General features: G+C 73.4%; 17 protein-coding genes. 5 read left to right on the top strand and 12 right to left on the bottom strand.

Annotated elements, in window-relative coordinates; all coding sequences use genetic code 11:
- Positions 1-184: 184 nt before the first annotated feature.
- Positions 185-490, bottom strand: a complete 306-nt coding sequence (locus ACNAW0_RS27810) for a hypothetical protein (RefSeq protein WP_416290985.1) — start codon at positions 488-490, stop codon at positions 185-187.
- A 110-nt stretch (positions 491-600) separates the two neighbouring features.
- Between ACNAW0_RS27810 and gdhA the strand changes: the two genes are divergently transcribed.
- Entirely contained in the window at positions 601-1,938 is a 1,338-nt protein-coding gene (gene gdhA, locus ACNAW0_RS27805; protein ID WP_416290984.1) for an NADP-specific glutamate dehydrogenase, read from the top strand.
- A gap of 105 nt (positions 1,939-2,043) precedes the next feature.
- Here gdhA and ACNAW0_RS27800 read toward each other — a convergent pair whose 3' ends face one another.
- From ACNAW0_RS27800 to ACNAW0_RS27775, 6 genes are all read right to left on the bottom strand, one after another.
- A complete protein-coding gene (locus tag ACNAW0_RS27800; protein ID WP_416290983.1) occupies positions 2,044-3,195 on the bottom strand; it encodes a CapA family protein in 1,152 nt (383 codons plus the stop codon).
- Between the two features lie 98 nt (positions 3,196-3,293).
- Entirely contained in the window at positions 3,294-4,730 is a 1,437-nt protein-coding gene (locus ACNAW0_RS27795; protein ID WP_416290982.1) for a serine/threonine-protein kinase, read from the bottom strand.
- A gap of 125 nt (positions 4,731-4,855) precedes the next feature.
- Positions 4,856-5,059, bottom strand: coding sequence for a hypothetical protein (locus ACNAW0_RS27790; protein WP_416290981.1), 204 nt, complete (start codon positions 5,057-5,059; stop codon positions 4,856-4,858).
- 2 nt (positions 5,060-5,061) lie between these two features.
- On the bottom strand, positions 5,062-6,132 hold the full coding sequence (locus ACNAW0_RS27785) for a LacI family DNA-binding transcriptional regulator (RefSeq protein WP_416290980.1): 1,071 nt from the start codon (positions 6,130-6,132) through the stop codon (positions 5,062-5,064).
- A 123-nt stretch (positions 6,133-6,255) separates the two neighbouring features.
- The gene (locus tag ACNAW0_RS27780) at positions 6,256-7,089 is read right to left on the bottom strand and encodes a helix-turn-helix domain-containing protein (RefSeq protein ID WP_416290986.1); all 834 of its coding nucleotides are present in this window, start codon (positions 7,087-7,089) and stop codon (positions 6,256-6,258) included.
- Positions 7,090-7,248: 159 nt separating this feature from the next.
- Positions 7,249-7,512, bottom strand: coding sequence for a DUF397 domain-containing protein (locus ACNAW0_RS27775; RefSeq protein ID WP_416290979.1), 264 nt, complete (start codon positions 7,510-7,512; stop codon positions 7,249-7,251).
- Positions 7,513-7,777: 265 nt separating this feature from the next.
- On the opposite strand from ACNAW0_RS27775, the gene ACNAW0_RS27770 reads away from it, so the two are divergent.
- Positions 7,778-8,428, top strand: a complete 651-nt coding sequence (locus ACNAW0_RS27770; RefSeq protein WP_416290978.1) for a GGDEF domain-containing protein — start codon at positions 7,778-7,780, stop codon at positions 8,426-8,428.
- 13 nt (positions 8,429-8,441) lie between these two features.
- On the opposite strand, the gene ACNAW0_RS27765 is transcribed toward ACNAW0_RS27770, so the two are convergent.
- The 3 genes from ACNAW0_RS27765 to ACNAW0_RS27755 form a co-directional block, all read right to left on the bottom strand.
- A complete protein-coding gene (locus tag ACNAW0_RS27765; RefSeq protein ID WP_416290977.1) occupies positions 8,442-9,446 on the bottom strand; it encodes a phosphotransferase enzyme family protein in 1,005 nt (334 codons plus the stop codon).
- Positions 9,447-9,456: 10 nt separating this feature from the next.
- Positions 9,457-9,951: a type II toxin-antitoxin system PemK/MazF family toxin gene (locus ACNAW0_RS27760; protein WP_416290976.1), complete on the bottom strand. Its 495-nt coding sequence runs from the start codon at positions 9,949-9,951 to the stop codon at positions 9,457-9,459.
- A 115-nt stretch (positions 9,952-10,066) separates the two neighbouring features.
- Positions 10,067-10,804, bottom strand: a complete 738-nt coding sequence (locus ACNAW0_RS27755; protein WP_416290975.1) for a class I SAM-dependent methyltransferase — start codon at positions 10,802-10,804, stop codon at positions 10,067-10,069.
- Positions 10,805-10,822: 18 nt separating this feature from the next.
- Here ACNAW0_RS27755 and ACNAW0_RS27750 point away from each other — a divergent pair, with 18 nt between their 5' ends.
- Together ACNAW0_RS27750 and ACNAW0_RS27745 are read left to right on the top strand one after the other, a co-directional pair.
- Complete coding sequence (locus tag ACNAW0_RS27750) at positions 10,823-11,377, top strand: NUDIX hydrolase (RefSeq protein WP_416290974.1); 555 nt, start codon at positions 10,823-10,825, stop codon at positions 11,375-11,377.
- Positions 11,378-11,432: 55 nt separating this feature from the next.
- Positions 11,433-12,659: a hypothetical protein gene (locus ACNAW0_RS27745; protein ID WP_416290973.1), complete on the top strand. Its 1,227-nt coding sequence runs from the start codon at positions 11,433-11,435 to the stop codon at positions 12,657-12,659.
- Between the two features lie 31 nt (positions 12,660-12,690).
- Here ACNAW0_RS27745 and ACNAW0_RS27740 read toward each other — a convergent pair whose 3' ends face one another.
- A complete protein-coding gene (locus tag ACNAW0_RS27740; RefSeq protein ID WP_416290972.1) occupies positions 12,691-13,083 on the bottom strand; it encodes a DUF2267 domain-containing protein in 393 nt (130 codons plus the stop codon).
- Positions 13,084-13,407: 324 nt separating this feature from the next.
- Between ACNAW0_RS27740 and ACNAW0_RS27735 the strand changes: the two genes are divergently transcribed.
- Positions 13,408-15,579, top strand: a complete 2,172-nt coding sequence (locus tag ACNAW0_RS27735) for a molybdopterin-containing oxidoreductase family protein (RefSeq protein WP_416290971.1) — start codon at positions 13,408-13,410, stop codon at positions 15,577-15,579.
- 112 nt (positions 15,580-15,691) lie between these two features.
- On the opposite strand, the gene ACNAW0_RS27730 is transcribed toward ACNAW0_RS27735, so the two are convergent.
- A partial coding sequence (locus ACNAW0_RS27730) for a transposase (protein WP_416290970.1) occupies positions 15,692-16,292 on the bottom strand: 601 nt, incomplete at its 5' end.

Raw genomic sequence — 16,292 nt, 5'->3', positions numbered from 1 at the left:
CACCGACACCACGACATCCCGCACACCGAGTCGATCACCACCCACCCGACACGCAAAGACCACACTTTCGGGCCGGGCCACACGCGCGGACCGCAACCTAACGCGGACCGGTGGGCCACACCCCGCAGAGCAACCAAACGCGGACCCGGCCCACCCCCGAAACCGCAAGAAACACGCAGGCCGGTCAGATCAGCCGGGACTGCACCTTGGCCGCGCATGCGGACACCGCGGACCGCGCGTCCAGTCCCAGGCTCTCGATCGCGACGAGTGCGGTGAACACCACATCCGCCAGCTCCGCCGCGACGTCCTCGCGGGTGTGGGTCACGCCCTTGCGTGGGTTCTGCCCGAGCGTCCCGATCCAGGCGGCGGCCGCCTCCCCGGCCTCCTCGGTCAGCTTGAGAATGCGGCAGGTCAATTCGGTGTCCCCGGTGCCGTTGGCGGCGTCCAACCAGCCGCGGGAGGCTCGGACCGCGTCCCAGATCTCGCTCATCTGACCAGTCAACCGGACGTGGGTGATTATGGTATCCGCTGACGGTCAGCGCGGACCGATGCGGTGAGGACGACCGGGCTGCCCCGGTGACCGGAAAGGACGTGTCGGTAATGCCGGAAACCGTCGAGAAAATGTTCGCGAACGTGGTCAGGCGCAACCCTGGTGAGCCCGAGTTCCACCAGGCGGTACGGGAGGTGCTGGAGAGTATCGGTCCGGCCCTGGCCCGTCACCCTGAGTACGCGAACGCCCAGATCATCGAGCGGATCTGCGAGCCGGAGCGGCAGATCATCTTCCGGGTGCCGTGGGAGGACGACCGCGGCCGGATCCGGGTGAACCGCGGCTTCCGGGTGGAGTTCAACAGCGCGCTGGGCCCGTTCAAGGGTGGCCTGCGCTTTCACCCGTCCGTGTACCTGGGCATCGTGAAGTTTCTCGGCTTCGAGCAGATCTTCAAAAACGCGCTGACCGGCATGCCCATCGGCGGCGGCAAGGGCGGTGCGGACTTCGACCCGAAGGGCCGCTCGGACCGGGAGGTGATGCGCTTCTGCCAGAGCTTCATGACCGAGCTGTACCGGCACATCGGCGCGGAGACCGACGTGCCGGCTGGCGACATCGGGGTAGGCGGCCGGGAGATCGGCTACCTGTTCGGCCAGTACAAGCGGATCACCAACCGGTACGAGTCGGGAGTGCTCACCGGCAAGGGCCTGACGTACGGGGGCGCGCAGGTGCGCCGCGAGGCCACCGGGTACGGCGCGGTCTTCTTCGCCGAGGAGATGCTGGCGCAGGCCGGGGACAGCCTGGAGGGCAAGCGGGTGGTGGTCTCCGGCTCGGGCAACGTGGCGATCTACGCCATCGAGAAGGTGCACCAGCTCGGCGGCAGGGTGGTGGCCTGCTCCGACTCGGACGGCTACGTGGTGGACGAGGAGGGCATCGACCTGGAGCTGCTGCGCGAGCTGAAGGAGGAGCGCCGGGTCCGGCTCGACAACTACGCCAAGCACGTGCCGCGTGCGGTGGCGGTCTCCGGTCGTTCCGTCTGGGAGGTGCCCTGCGATCTGGCGTTGCCCTGCGCGACGCAGAACGAGATCGGCGGCGCGGAGGCCGCGGATCTCGTGGCCGGCGGCTGTGTCGCGGTGGTCGAGGGGGCGAACATGCCCACCACTCCGGAGGCGGTCCGGATCCTGGCCGGGGCCGGGGTGAGGTTCGCCCCGGGCAAGGCGGCGAACGCCGGCGGCGTGGCGGTGAGCGGGATGGAGATGCAGCAGAACGCCAGCCGGGACTCGTGGACCTTTGTCCGGTCGGAGCAGCGGCTGCGGGAGACGATGCGGGACATCCACGCCCGTTGCTGGGCGACCGCTGAGGAGTACGGCCTGCCCGGCGACTATGTGGCCGGCGCGAACATCAACGGCTTCCGGCGGGTGGCCGAGGCGATGCTCGCACACGGCCTGGTCTGAGCGACCACAGCGGGCGGACGGGCGGGTCCTGACTGACCGTTCGGCCAGGTCGGTGACCGTGGCGGAGGGCGCTCCGTCACGGTCACCGAGCCGCCCTCGGGGCCGTCAGGAGATCGGGCGCAGCCCTGCCTCGAGGGCGCCGAGCATGTCCACGTACCCGTTGATCCGCTTCTCGATCTCGGCGTAGTGCGCCCGCTGGTCGGCGGGCAGCGCCGAATCCTTGGCCGCGCCGACCAGGTCGACCACGCGAGCCGCCGGGTGGTACTCCATCCAGGTCGGCAGCACACTCACGCTGGTGACCTCCCAGCCGCCGGAGGCGGTACGGGTGAAGGTGAACTCGGGCACCACGGCGTCCTGCGTGTTCTCCGGGGAACCGTCGTCGAACCGGGCGGTGAGGTTGCCCATACCGTAGGCGACCCACTTCCGGCCGATCTTCTCGAACGGCTGTACGACGTGAACGTGGCACCCGATGATCAGGTCGATGTCGGGCGAGGCGAGCAACTGTCGGGCCAGGTCCAGCTGGTCGTCGTTCGGCGCGTTCTGGTACTCGGTCCCCCAGTGCATGGAGAGAATCACGATCTCCGCGCCCGCCGCTCGCGCCCGGTGTGCCGCCGCGAGGATGGCTTCCGGGTCGATGAGGTTCGCCGCCCACGGCTTGCCCTCGGGCAGCGGGATGTCGTTGAAGCTCAGCGAGTACGACAACTGGGCGACCTTCACACCCGCCACGTCGAGGATGTTCGTCCGGGCCGCCTCCTCCGCGCTGCGGGCCGTGCCGGCATGCCGCAGCCCGACCCGGTCCAGGTTGTCCAGGGTCCGGGTGATGCCCTCCAGGCCCGTGTCCAGCGAGTGGTTGGATGCCGTGGAGCAGGTGTCGAAGCCGGCCCAGGCCGCCGCGTCGGCCAACTCTGGGGGCACGCTGAACGCGGGCCATCCGGTGAACGGACCCTGCGGGTCCGCCAGCGGTGTCTCCATGTGGCAGATGGCGAGGTCGGCGGCGCTCACCCGGGGACGGATCGCGGCGAGTACCTGACTGAAGTCGTGGCCGCCGCGACCCGCCGCCTGCGCGTCGGCGGCGGCCTGCTCGGTGAGCGGCGGATGCACCAGCAGATCCCCGGCGGCCACCACGGTGAGCTGGTTCTTCGGGCCCGGAGCCGGGGACGTGGCGCGCGGGGCGGCGGAGTGACGCGGAACCACCCGTGCCGGCTCGGTACACGCCCCCGCCAGCAGCACCAGGACCACCGCAATGCCGAGTCTCATCCTCATTCCAGGAATTTCTCCCAGCGCCCGTGCTGGCAGGGGGCGAATACGAAAGGACCCCTCCCAGGAGGGAGGGGTCCTTTCGGATCGGTCCTGGGTCAGCCCTCGTCGGAGCCGTCGCCGCGCAGTTGCTCGTAGACGTCGAGCAGGCCCTGCAGGTTGGCGGCGGTGCCGTCGTCGATCTTCCCTTCGTCGGCGGCATCGGCGACCCGTTCGCGCAGGTCGGCGAGGCGCTTGGCGCCGTCCTTCGGCTTGCCCCGCTCCAGCTCGGCGGCCCTCTTCCGCAGGCCTTCGGCGGTCTTGCGGTCGATCTTCCCGACGGCCTCAGCCTGGGCGATCAGGTCGGCGAACTGGGCGGCGAGCTGGCGCGCGGTGACCGGCACCGGTAGGGCGGTGGTGGCCGGCGGCTCCGAGGCGTCCGACGACTCCGGCGCGGGCTCGTCGGCGGGGGCGGTGGTGGCCGAGCCGGCACCCCGCGGCGACTCCGAGCCGTCGTCGAGCAGCAGCGTGCCGACCAGTCCGAGCAGGAGCGCCACCCCGGCCGCGACCAGCCCGACGAGGAGCCGGTTCGACCAGCTGGGTGGGCGCGGCGGGGCCGCCGGCGGGCCCGGACGCACCGGCGCGGCAGACCGGTCGATGAGCGTCGGCGGGTGCGCGGGCCGGTTGAACATCGGCAGAATCGCGGTCGATGGGTCGGCCGGCTGGCCGGCGCCGAACCGGGTGGCGAGCTGGGCGGCGGTGGGCCGCCGATCCGGGTCCACGGACAAGCAGGCCAGGATGAGTTCGGCGAGGTCGGCGGGGAGCCCGGGGACGTGCAGCGGCGGCACCGGCGCCTGCCGGGCCTGCACGTCGAGCACGTCCTGCCAGGTCTGAACGGGCAGCGGCGCCCGTCCGGTGAGGGTGCGGTAGAGCAGCGCGCCGAGGGCGTACACGTCGCTGGCCGGATTCGGCGGGCCGGGCGTCATCCGTTCCGGGGCGAAGTACGCGGGGGTGCCTACCAGCAGCTCACCGGTTTGGCCGGCGAGGGGGTGCCGGGGCCCGGCGAGGGTGGCGATGCCGAAGTCGAGCACCTTCGCGCCGGTCTCGGTGAGCATCACGTTGCCGGGTTTGATGTCCCGGTGCACCACGCCGATCCGGTGCGCGGCGGCGAGGGCGGCCGCGACCTGACCGGCCAGCCGGACCGCCTCCGGCCAGGCGAGCGGCCCACCGGTCACCCGGTCGGCGAGGGTGTGCCCCTCCACCAGTTCCATCACCAGGTACGGCACCAGGGAGCCGTCGGGCAGGGTGGCCTCGGCATAGTCGTACACCTGGGTGACGTGCGGGTGGGTGAGCCGGGCCGCGGCGCGGGCCTCGCGTTGGATGGTGGCGCGCAGTTGTGGGTCGGCGGCGAGCTGCGTGGCGAGGGCCTTGACCGCGACGGGGCGGTGCAGCACCTCGTCGTCGGCGCGCCACACCTCGGACATCCCCCCGAGGCCGATGCGCTCGCGCAGGACGTACCGATCGTGCAGCCGCAGCGTAGGCGTGAACGGCGACATAATGATCCCAGTCTGCCTGGTGATCCACGCCTCGCACCAACCCAGTGCCCGATTGCGGCCCAAGGGGGCGAATCTGCGGTGGGATCGTCCGGTGCCTGCCACCCGGACGACCCGTCGGCAGCGAATCAGGGGCAGCAGGAGGATGCGGATGCCGGGCGGGGTTCCATGAGGTCGGCGAGCCGGCGCAGGGCGCCCGCGGCGGCCAGCCGGACGGGGGCCAGCAGCGGGCGCGCGGGCCGGTCGGGGCGGACCGGCGCATCGGGGCGGGCTGAGTTGACATGACGGGTCACGGCGTCAACGGCGAGGACGGAACCGGTGGAGTGTTCCATGGTCAGCTCCTTGTGACGGGACCAGTGGAGGTACGGACGACGAGTTCGGTGGGGAGCAGGACGTGCCCGTCGGCCGGTTCGGCCGGCGGTTCGAGCAGCAGTGCGGCGGCCAGCCGACCCTTCTCCTCGGCTGGTTGCCGCACGGTGGTGAGCCCGGCGGTGGCAGCCTCGGCGATGTCGTCGAAGCCCGTGACCGAGACGGGAAACGCCAGCCGCGGGCCGGCCTCGGCGAGCGCGTCGAGCACCCCGAGGGCGAGCACGTCGGAGCAGGCCAGCACGGCGGTGGGTGGCTGGTCGACGGCCAGGGCGGCGGTGACCGCTGCGGCGCCGGCGGCCCGGCTGTTGCCGGTGGCGTTGAGCACGGTGATGGCGGGCCAGTCCACGCCGACGGCGGCGAACGCCTCGGCGAATCCGGTGAGCCGGCCGCGCGTCATCGGGTGCCGGGCGTCGCTCGGCGCGGCCAGGCGGAGCGGCCCGCAGGGGGCGTCGGGCAGCACGGTGTCGCCGAGGAGAGCCACCCGGCGGTGACCGAGCGCGGCGACGTGGTCGGCGACGGACCGTGCGGCCGCCCGCTCGTCGATGCCGACGTAGCGGTCCGCCGGGCCGGCGTCCGCTCGGGGGGCGGTGGTGACGTACGGCAGCCCGCGGTCGCGGATGGCGGCCAGGGCCCAGTCCTCGTCGCCGGCGCAGTAGACGCAGAAGCCGTCGACGGCGGCGCTGTCGATGGCGACCCGGAACTGGGCCCGCTCGGCGGGCAGCGGCACCAGCAGGAGGTTGCCGCCGTGGCGCTCGGCCGCCTCGCTGACCCCGGCGAGGAAGCGCACCGCGAACGGATCGGTGAAGGCGTACGACAGCCGGGAGGTGAAGAGCACGCCGATGGCGCCGACGACCCCGCGGCGCAGCGAGCGGGCGGTCGGGTTGGGGCCCGGGTAGCCGAGGCGCCGCGCCGCGCCGAGGATCTTGGTGCGGAGCGCGACCGAGAGCTGGTCGGGCCGGCCGTAGGCATTGGAGACAGTGCTCCGGGACACGCCCACCGCGTCCGCGACGTCCTGCAGGGTCGGCTTCACCGGCATTCCCTCTGGATCGATTCAGTAACTGGATCGATCCAGAGGCTACCCGCGCTGGTCGGTGGGGGTCAATGGGAAATAGGTACGCGAACGAGGGCCTCCCGCGGCCGCCGGGCGCCTGAGAACCGGTCAGCCCGGGTAGAGCTCGTCGCGGATCCGGGTGAGCAGCTCGCGGGTCCGCTCCGGGGGCGCGGCCTCCACACAGAGCCGCTCCATGGCCACCGCGTAGTAGTCGAGGTCGTCGCGCTTGTCGAGATAGATGGCGCTGGTCAACTGTTCGATGTAGACGATGTCGGGGAGGTCCTCGTCACCGAAACGGAGGATGCTGAACGCGCCGCTGGCGGCGGCGTGGCCGCCGGCGTCGAAGGGGACGATCTGCAGCCGGACGCGCGGCAGCGCGGTCGCCTCGATCAGCGCGTCGAACTGAGCGCGCATCACCTCGACGCCGCCGATCGGCCGGCGCAGGGCGGCCTCGTCGAGCACCGCCCAGAGCTGGGGCGGGTCGCCGCGGCGCAGTACCCGCTGGCGCTCCATCCGCAGGTTCACCCGGCGATCGAGCTCCGCCGTCGGGGCGCCCGGGTGGCCGAGCAGGATCACCGCCCGGGCGTACTCGGGGGTCTGGAGCAGGCCGGGGACAAACTGGACCTCGTACGTGCGGATCAGCGCCGCGGCGGCCTCCAGCCCCAGGTATGACTGGAACCAGGTGGGCAGCACATCGCCGTAGCGGTGCCACCAGCCGGGGCTGTTCGCGTCGCGGGCCAGCTTGAGTAGCGCCTCCCGCTCCTTGACGGCGGTGACGCCGTAGAGGGTGAGCAGGTCGGCGACGTCGCGTTCCTTGAAGCCGACCCGGCCCAGCTCCATTCGGCTGATCTTTGACTCCGAGGAGCGGATCTCCCAGCCGGCGCTCTCCCGGCTCACTCCGGCACCCTCGCGAAGCCGGCGCAGCTGCGCCCCGAGCAGCATGCGCAGCACTGTCGGCCCGCTGGTCGGACCTTCCTCGACGGACACCGTCGTCACCTGGCCGTTCCTCACCTGCCGACTGTCCTGGCCGGACACCTCATCCGGCCGACGTGTAAGCATGCCATGGACCCTCGGTGAGGTGAACTCCTCCGGGCGCCCGAGTCAGTTCGGTCGATGGAGTTTACGGCCGGCGATCAGGTTGTCGAAGTCGCCGTCGCGGGCGCCGAGCACGAACGCGGCGATTTCGTCGACGGTGTAGATCAGCGCTGGGCCCTCGGGGTGCCGGGAGTTGCGTAGCGCGATGCCGGTGCCGTCAGGCAACTCGGCCAGCTCGACGCAGTTGCCGCTCGGGTTGCTGCGATGGCTCTTCTGCCATCGCAGCGGCGGCAGGTCGCTGATGGGTACGCCGTTCTGGGGCTGCTGCATGGGGGCGTCTTTCTATGCGAAGAGCCGCCGATGCCGCGGGGAGGAGCGGTGGGTGGCGACGGGATTCTGCCGGCTGAGGATTGAAAATGCACGTGCATCTGCTATTGCATCTGCAATGGACAGCGAGCATGATAGCGCACATGTGGCGTACCCATCCGTTTACTGTGGGTCACCCTGCTACCGGTTATGACCAGGAAGAACACGGTCTGGCCCGTCGGCTCGGATGCCGTCCGGCGAGGCCGACAGCTGGGGTGAAGGAGGGCTCGTGCCGGATCCGATGACCATCGCCTCCGGTATCTCTGCCGCCGGTGCCCTCGTCTCCGCCTGGCAGTTACGCCGCCGGGCACTGCGGGCGGAGGCGGAGATGGAGCTGCTTCAGGCCGAGCTGGCGGCCGAGCGGCACGCGGCCAGCCACGACCCGCTCACCGGCCTGCCGAACCGGCGGGCCTTCTATCGGCTGGCCGCGGCGCTGCTGACCGACGCCGCCGGCCAGCCGTTGGTGGCGATCGTGCTCGACCTCGACGACTTCAAGCTGGTCAACGACCGCTACGGGCACGCGGCCGGCGACCAGGTGCTGGTCAGCGTGGCGCAGCGGCTGTCCGCGTTCGCCGGGGACAACCTGGTCGCCCGGCTCGGCGGGGACGAGTTCGCCGGGCTGCTGGCCAGCCCCACCGTGGACCGGCGGTGGATCGAGCAGGCCACCCGCCGGCTGTGCGAGGCGCTCGCCGCGCCGATCCCGCTCGGCGCCCGCACCGTGCAGGTGACCGCCTCCGTCGGGCTCGCCCCGGTGCACTGTCCAACCCAACTGGCCGACGCCCTCTGCCAGGCCGACGCGGCGATGTATCAGGCGAAGAGCCTCGGCGCGGCCCGGCACCCCCGCCAGCTCGCGGACGCCCCGCAGCTGGCCGAGTGCTGAACGGCCGGGCCCGTCACCCGGCCCAGCGGCCCAGGTCGCGCAGCGCGCCCTGGGCAAGGCTCACCAGACCCGACGGCGACAGCAGCCCCTCCACGATCCGCAGGGCCCGGACCCGATCGGCCTCGGACCGGCCGGCGTCGGCCACCTCCGCCGACCAGCTCCACAGGTCGTCGAGCGCCCGGGCGCCGAGGTGATACGCGAGCCGGACCGGGTCCGGCTCGACCGGGCCGTAGCCGGCCCGGAAGGCTGCCTCGTCCAGTTGGCTGTCGAAGGCGAAGACCGACCCGCCGCCGAGCACGAACATCAGGTCGCGTTCCCGGGGCGCGAGCACCGCATCGTCCCAGTCGATCAGCCACAGCTCCCCGTCCAGGCCGAGCAGCACGTTGCCCAGGTGCGGGTCGCCGTGACAGACCACCAGCTCGGCCGGCCGGGCCCGCAGCTCGGCGCCCAGCCGGTCGACCCGGTCCAGCAGCCGCGCCGTGTCGGCGGCGGCCGCCCGCCAATGGGCGGCCACCTCCCGGGTCCACTGATCGGCGGAGTCGTCCACCGCACGCAGCCGCCGGTCGGTCTCCCGCACCGCCGCCCCGATCGCGGCGTGGGTGTGGTCCTCGCGGGGCAGCCCGGCCAACTCATCGGTCAGCGGCGCCGCGTGCGCGGCGGCGAGGAGTGCGCCGTACCGACGCCAGTGGGCGGGGCGCATGCCACCGGCGGAGGCCCGCTCGTCGGAGACCCACGGCACCACGGTGAGCCGGCGTCCGTCGTGGACGGCGCTGAGCCGCCCGTCCCGGGTGGCCAGCGGTGCCGGCACGCCCGGTACGCCCCGCCGGGCGAGCTCGGCGGCCACCACGAGCCCGGCCGGGGTGCCGCCGCCGCTGAGCTTGACCGCGTACTCGTGGCCGTCCCGGGTGGTGGCCCGCCACAGCACGGCGGTCGGATCCGCGCCGAATCCCACCGGCACGGCGGTGACCAGGGCCAGCCCGAACTCCTCGGCGACCCGGGCGGCAAGCCGGTCGTCCATACGCCGCCGATCAGCGCCAGCCGTAGCCGGCGCGCAGCGCCTGGCCCACCCGGTCGAACCGCGGCCGGTCCAGCACCGCACCCTCGCGCCGGATGCTGTCCTCGCGCATGGTGAGCACCCGGTCGAGGCGTACCCAGCTCGGGCGCCTGTCCCGGTCCCACTCCCCCGGGCCCAGGGCCAGCCAGTGCCGCTGACCGTCCCGCTCGCTCTGGCTCGAGAGCATCAGCCCGAACAGCGTGCGGCTCTGCCGGCCGACCACCAGCACCGGGCGGTCCTTGCCCTGGCGGGGGTCGTCCTCGTACGAGACCCAGGTCCAGACGATCTCCCCCGGGTCGGCCTGCCCGTCCAGCTCCGGGGCGTACGACAGCTCGCGCCGCTGCAGCGCGGCGACGTGGCGGCGCCGGGCGACCTGGGCAGGGATGCGCCCATCGACAGGGTTGGGAGCCGCCGCGCCCCCGGTGATCCGGCCGAGCCGGGACGCCATACTCCTCAACAGACCAACCACGGCCGGCAGCCTATCGCCCGCGCACCCCGGCGCGGACACCCGGATGCGGGGCGAATCCCGGTCGAGGTGGCCCGGGTGGTCGACGCCGGCTCGGACTGACGAGCGCCGCCCCGGGTCAGGCCGGACGGCGAGCCAGGACCAGGGTGGTGCGCAGGTCGAGCACGACTGTGCCGCCGAACCCGTCGACCGCCGCGCCGACCGCGGCGAGCACCCGTTCCCGCAGCTCCGGGGGCCGCCGTAGCTGGGGCGAGAACGTGCTGACCAAGCGCTGGTACGCCGCCGTGTCCAGCGGTACGGCGCGCCGGAACGGCACCGACCGGACGTCGGCGAACAGGCCACTGTCGGCGATGTCGGCGTGGAACCAGTCGTCGGAGCGGTCGCGGAACTGCTGCGGGTCTGCCGACTCGAACGCCGCCTCCAGCGCCGCCGCATGGGCCGGGTCGACGTACGCGTAGCGGTGCGCGAAGACGGCCAGGGTGCCGCCGGGGGTGAGCGCATCGTACGACCGGCGGTTGCGGGTGGCCGGGTCCAGCCAGTGCCAGGCCAGCGCGCAGGCCAGCGCCGGCACGCCGCCCGGCGGCGGGGTCCACTCCTCGAACGGGACGGTCACCACCTCGACCTCGGGGAAACGGGCCGCCAGCACCCGCGCCATCCGGCGGTCCGGCTCGACGCAGGTCATCGGGGCGCCCAGGGTGAGCAGCATCTGGGTGGCCAGCCCCGTCCCGGCGCCGACCTCGACCAGGGCTCCGGGCGTCCCGCCGTGGTACGCGCGGATCGCCTCGACGATCTCCGGCGAATAGTCTGGGCGGGCCTCGTGATAATCGCCGGCCACCTCACCGAAGAGCTGCGACATGACCGCCATCATCGCAGAGTGAACCGGACACCACCGACCCATCGGGAGGAGAAGATGATCTCGGAGCTGCCCCGCGACCTGCCGCTGATCGAACGTCGCGCGGTCCGGGTAGTGGTGCTCGACGCCATCGGGCGGGTGCTGCTGTTCCACACCCGCGACCCGGACCACCCCCGGCTCGGCACCTGGTGGGAGCTGCCCGGCGGCGGGCTCGACCCCGGGGAGACGTACCTCGACGCGGCGGTGCGGGAGCTGCGCGAGGAGACCGGCATCGTGGTCGGCCCAGCCGACGTGGGCGCGCCGACCTGGCGGCGGCGGGCCAGCTTCATCCACCGCCAGCTGCGCCACCTGCAGGACGAGGTGGTCGTGCCGGTACGGCTGCCCGGGCGGGGACCCGACGTGGACGAGGCCGAACGGCTCGACTACGAGGTGGAGGACTACTTCGCCTTCCGGTGGTGGCCGGTCACCGAGATCGTCACCACCCGGCCGCGCTGCTACCCCGGGCGGCTGCCCGAGCTGCTGCCCGCGTTCCTGGCCGGCGAGGAGATCGACGAGCCGTTCGAGCTGTGGTCGTGACGGAAGCGCCGGCAACCGGCGTGACGTTCCCGCCCACAACGGGCACAGTGGAGTGGTGAATGCTCTCCACGGACCTCTCGCCCACTACGCCGAACGCCTCCACCGCGCCGCCGGGGACGCGCACCACGTCGCCTCCCCGCTCGGCGCCTGGCTGCTCCTCGCGCTCACCGGTCCCGCCGCTACCGGCGACGTCCGCGGGCGGGTGGAGGATGCGCTCGGCACCGGCGCGGACCGCGCCGCCGCAGCGGCCCATGCGCTGCTGGCCGCGCCGCACCCGCTGGTCGCCGCGGCCACCGCCCTGTGGGAGCGGACGCCCTTCGCGGAGCTGGCCGGTTGGCGCGCGACCCTGCCGGAGCGGACGCAGACCGGCCCGCTGCCCGACCAGGCGAGGCTGGACGCGTGGGCGCGGGAACACACCTACGGCCTGATCGACCGGTTCCCGATCACCGTCACGCCGGACATCCTGCTGATCCTGGCCGGCGCGCTGGCCACGAAGGTGTCCTGGGCCGAGCCGTTCCAGGTGGCGCCCGCCGAGCAGCTCGGGCCGGGCAGCGCGTGGGTGGGACGGCTGGACCGGGTGCTGCGTACCCCTGGGCACGGGCACCGCTGCTGGATCTCGTCCACCGGGCGGGCCGGTGACGTCGCCGTGCACGCCGCGCCGGCCCGGCCGGTGGCCACCCCCGCCGGGGAGGCCGGCCTGCTGGTGGTGTCGGTGGCCGCCGCGCCGGACGTGCCGGCGGCGGACGTGCTCGCCGCCGCCCAGGAGATCGCCGCCGGCGCCCCCGACGGGACGGAACCGGGCCGGCGCTCGCTGTACGACCTGCCGCTGGGCGATACGCCACTGTGGACGTTGCGGGAGGAGACGGTCCGCACGTTCCGCCGGGAGGAGCGGGTCAGCGCGGTGCTGCCGTGCTGGTCGGCGGAGAGCCAGCACGACCTGACGCCGGCCGGGTTCGGCTTCGACGCCGCCGCGCGGGCGCTCGGCGCGCTGCTCGGGCTGGCGAAGCCGCCGTTCGACGCGGTCCAGTCCGCGGTGGCCCGCTACGGGCGGTACGGCTTCGAGGCCGCCGCGGTGACCGCGTTCGCCGTGGCGACCGGGCTGCCGCCCGAGGGCATCGCCCGCGTCGCGGAGCTGCGGTTCGGGCACCCGTACGCGGTGGTGGCGGTGGCCACCGACAGCGCGGGCGGCCCGTGGCACGGCCTGCCGGTCTACTCGGCGTGGGTTGCCGAGCCGGCGGAGCTGCCGCAGGACGAACTAGCGGAGCCGCCCACGCAGTGGTAAGCGGCAGCTCAACCCGCTTGTCGGGGAGCAATCATCGGTCATCGTACCGTGGAATCGGATCGACCATCGCGTCGAACCCCTTCGGCAGCTGCGCCACCAGGTCCTGGAACTCGCCGACCGTCACCGCCTCGCGCAGGGTGGCCAGCACCGCCCGGGTGCCCACCTCGGCGACCGCCAGGTCCACGCCGGCCCGCTCGGCCACCCCGTGCAGAAAGGTGACCGTCCCGCCGGTCGCGCGTCCGTCGGTCGGGGCGGCCAGGTAGCTACCGATCTCGCCCGGCAACTGCGCGGCCAGGTCGTCCACCTCGCTCGCCGTCACCCGCTCGGCCAGGGTCTGCAGCACCGCGCGGCAGATCGTCGCGGCCTGCCCGGTGGGCAGCTCGGCGCGGCGGGAAACCGCCTCGACGAATCGGGGAAACCGCACGCCGCCTCCTGTCGTCGCCGCCCGCCGCCGGGTCTCCGACGGCTCCAACCCGCGCCTGAGTGCGCGAGCCGAAGCCGTCATCGGTTACCCGCGGCCGGCGGCGGCAAACGGCGGTCACCGGCCGCGGCCACCACCGGCTCCGTAACCGGACGTCCGTCGGGACGCCCGACGCGCGCCACGCGCACAGGCGCCCGCGAGCGGAGGCGGTCGTCGGCGGTGATGGTCATCGCTTCCTCTCGAGGTCCGCGCGTGCGCTCCATCCTGCCCGAGCCCCGCCGTCGCCGCCGCCCCACAACGGATGGGCGGGTCGGTAGCATCCGGGCCATGGGCCACACCACCCACCCCGGCGCCTGCCCGCTGGACTGCCCCGACACCTGCGTCTGGCAGCTCACCGTCGAGGACGGCCGGGCCGTCGCGCTGCGGGGCGACCGCGACCACCCGTTCACCCGGGGAGCGCTCTGCGGCAAGGTCAACCGTTACCTCGACGCGGTCAACGGCCCCGGCCGGCTGACCACGCCCTATGTGCGGACCGGCCCGAAAGGCGTCGGCCAGGTCGCCTACCGGCCGGCGAGCTGGGCCGAGGCGGTCGACCGGGTGGCCGCCGGGCTGCGCGCGAGCATCGACCGGAACGGCCCGGAGGCGGTCCTGCCCTACTACTTCGCCGGCACCATGGGACTCGTGCAGGGCTGGAGCATGGGCCCCCGGCTCTTCGCGCACCTGGGCGCGTCGCGGCTGGACACCACCATCTGCACCGGCGCCGCGCGGGCCGCGCAACGCTCAATCTACGGCGGCTCGGTCGGCTTCGAGCCCGAGTCGATCGTAGACGCGAAGCTGATCGTGCTCTGGGGAGCCAACCCGCTCGCCACCAACCTGCACCTGTGGCCGTTCGTGCAGCAGGCCCGGGAGCGCGGCGCGTACCTGGTCACCATCGACCCGCTGCGCACGGACACCGCGGCGCGCAGCGACGAGCACGTCGCCCCGCTGCCGGGCACCGACGCCGCGCTGGCACTCGGGCTGATGCGGCACGTCCTGGACGCCGGCGCGGCCGACGAGCAGTGGCTGGCGGCGCACACCGTCGGCTGGCCGGAGCTGGCGGCCCGGCTCGGCGAGTGGCCGGTGGAGCGGGCCGCCGCCGAGTGCGGCCTGCCGGTCGAGGTCGTGCGCCGCCTCGGCGAGCGGATCGCCACCACCCGGCCCACCGCGGTCCGGGTCGGGCTGGGCCTGCAACGGCACCACGGCGCCGGCCAGGCGATCCGGGCGATCTGCGCGCTGCCGCTGGTCACCGGGGACTTCCAATATCCGGGCGGGGGCGCCCTCGTCTCGACCAGCGGGCACCACCGGGTCGACCTGCGGCCGGTGGTCCGGCCGGCGGACATGCCGGCCCCGCCCGCCCGGCTGGTGAACATGAGCCGACTCGCCGCCGTGCTCACCGGGGAGACCGACCCACCGGTGACGTCCCTGGTGGTGTTCAACGCCAACCCGGCCGCCACCGCACCCGACCAGACCCGGCTGCTCGCCGGCCTGCGCCGCGACGACCTGTTCACCGTCGTGCTGGAGCAACGCTGGACCGACACCTGCGACTTCGCCGATGTGGTGCTGCCGGCCACCATGCAGCCGGAGCACCTGGACCTGCACACCTCCTACGGCCACCACTACACGACGCTGAACCTGCCGGTGACCCGGGCGCCCGGCGAGGCGCTGCCGAACACCGAGATCTTCCGCCGGATCGCCGCCGCGCTGGGCATCGACCACCCCCGGCTGCGGGACAGCGACGAGGACCTGGCCCGGCAACTGCTGCACGGCACGCCGGTCAGCTTCGAGGAGCTGTGCGAGCGGACGTACGCCCGGGCCACCGGGGTGGCGGTCGGGACGGCCCCGTACGCCCACGGCGGCTTCCCCACCCCGGACGGCCGCGCCCGGCTGCACGACCCGACGCTGGCCCGGCACGGGGTGGATCCGGTGCCCGGCTACACCCCGCCGGCGGAGGCCGCCGACACGGAGCTGGCCCGCCGGTTTCCGCTGGTGCTCGTCGCCCCCGCCGGGCGGTTCCTGATGAACTCCACCTTCGCCTCGCTGCCCTGGCACCTTCGGCGTACCGGGCCGCCCCGGGTGCACCTGCACCCCGACGACGCGGCGGCCCGCGGTCTCGCCGACGGCGACGCCGTGCGGGTCCGCAACGACCGAGGCGCATTCCTCGCGGCCGTCGCCGTGGACGACGCGACCCGCCCGGGGCTGGCGTTCACCTACAAGGCGTACTGGGCGCGACTGAGCCCGGGACGGGCCACGGTCAACGCGGTGACCGCGGTGCGGGACACCGACCTGGGTGGCGCGCCGACGTTCCACGACTGCCGGGTCGAGGTCGAGCCGGTGCCAGCCGAGCTGCTGACCGCGGAACCGCCCCAGGGCGGCGAGGCCGCACCGGCCCCGCCGCCCCGGGACTCGGCGGACGACCCGACCAGGCAGGCACGCGTACCAGAGGTCGTGCCGGCAGGCTGAGGCGGCCGGGACCGCGCCGGCAGGCTGAGGCGGCCAGGACCGCGCCGGCAGGCTGAGGCGGCCAGGACCGTGCCGGCAGGCTAAGTGGTCCGCTCCGTAAGTCCTTCGGGGGTTATGTGGCGGGGGCCGGTGCGGCAGGCTGGTGGTCGCAGCCGGAGGGCTGTTGGGGGTTCTGCTCTTTCTGTTCGTGTCGCTCGATCCGGGCTATGAGGTCCTCGAGGTCGGCCGGGGTGAACTTCCATCTGAACGGCCGGGCGGTCGCGTTGTAGCGCTGCTCGAAGGCGGTGAGTCGGTCTTCGACCTGGTCAAGGCTGGTGAAGTCGTTGGGTGTGAGGGCTTTGCGCCCGACGATCGAGAAGTAGATTTCGATCTGGTTGACCCACGAGGCGTGGACCGGTGTGTGGACCATGACCGCGTTCGGGAACCGCTTGGTGAGGCGGTCGACCGCGGTCTGGCCGCGGTGGGAGGAGCCGTTGTCGACCACCCAGAACACCCGTTTCGCGGAGGCATACGGTTCTTGGGTCATGACCTGTTCGACCAGGGTCATGAACGGGACGATGCCGGTCTTGGGCGAGTAGTGGCCGACGACGCGGGCCTGGTGGACGTCGTAGGCGGCCAGGTAGGCCAGGGCACCTTGGCGCTGGTATTCGTGGTTGACCCGCATCGTGCGGGCGGTGCCGGGTGGCAGGGTGGGGTGGCAGCGGCAGCGGGCT

Source organism: Micromonospora sp. SL1-18 (genome assembly GCF_047921505.1).
Taxonomy (GTDB): Bacteria; Actinomycetota; Actinomycetes; order Mycobacteriales; family Micromonosporaceae; genus Micromonospora.
Note: the sequence above shows the minus strand (reverse complement) of the source record. Positions and strands in the feature narration are given on the sequence as shown.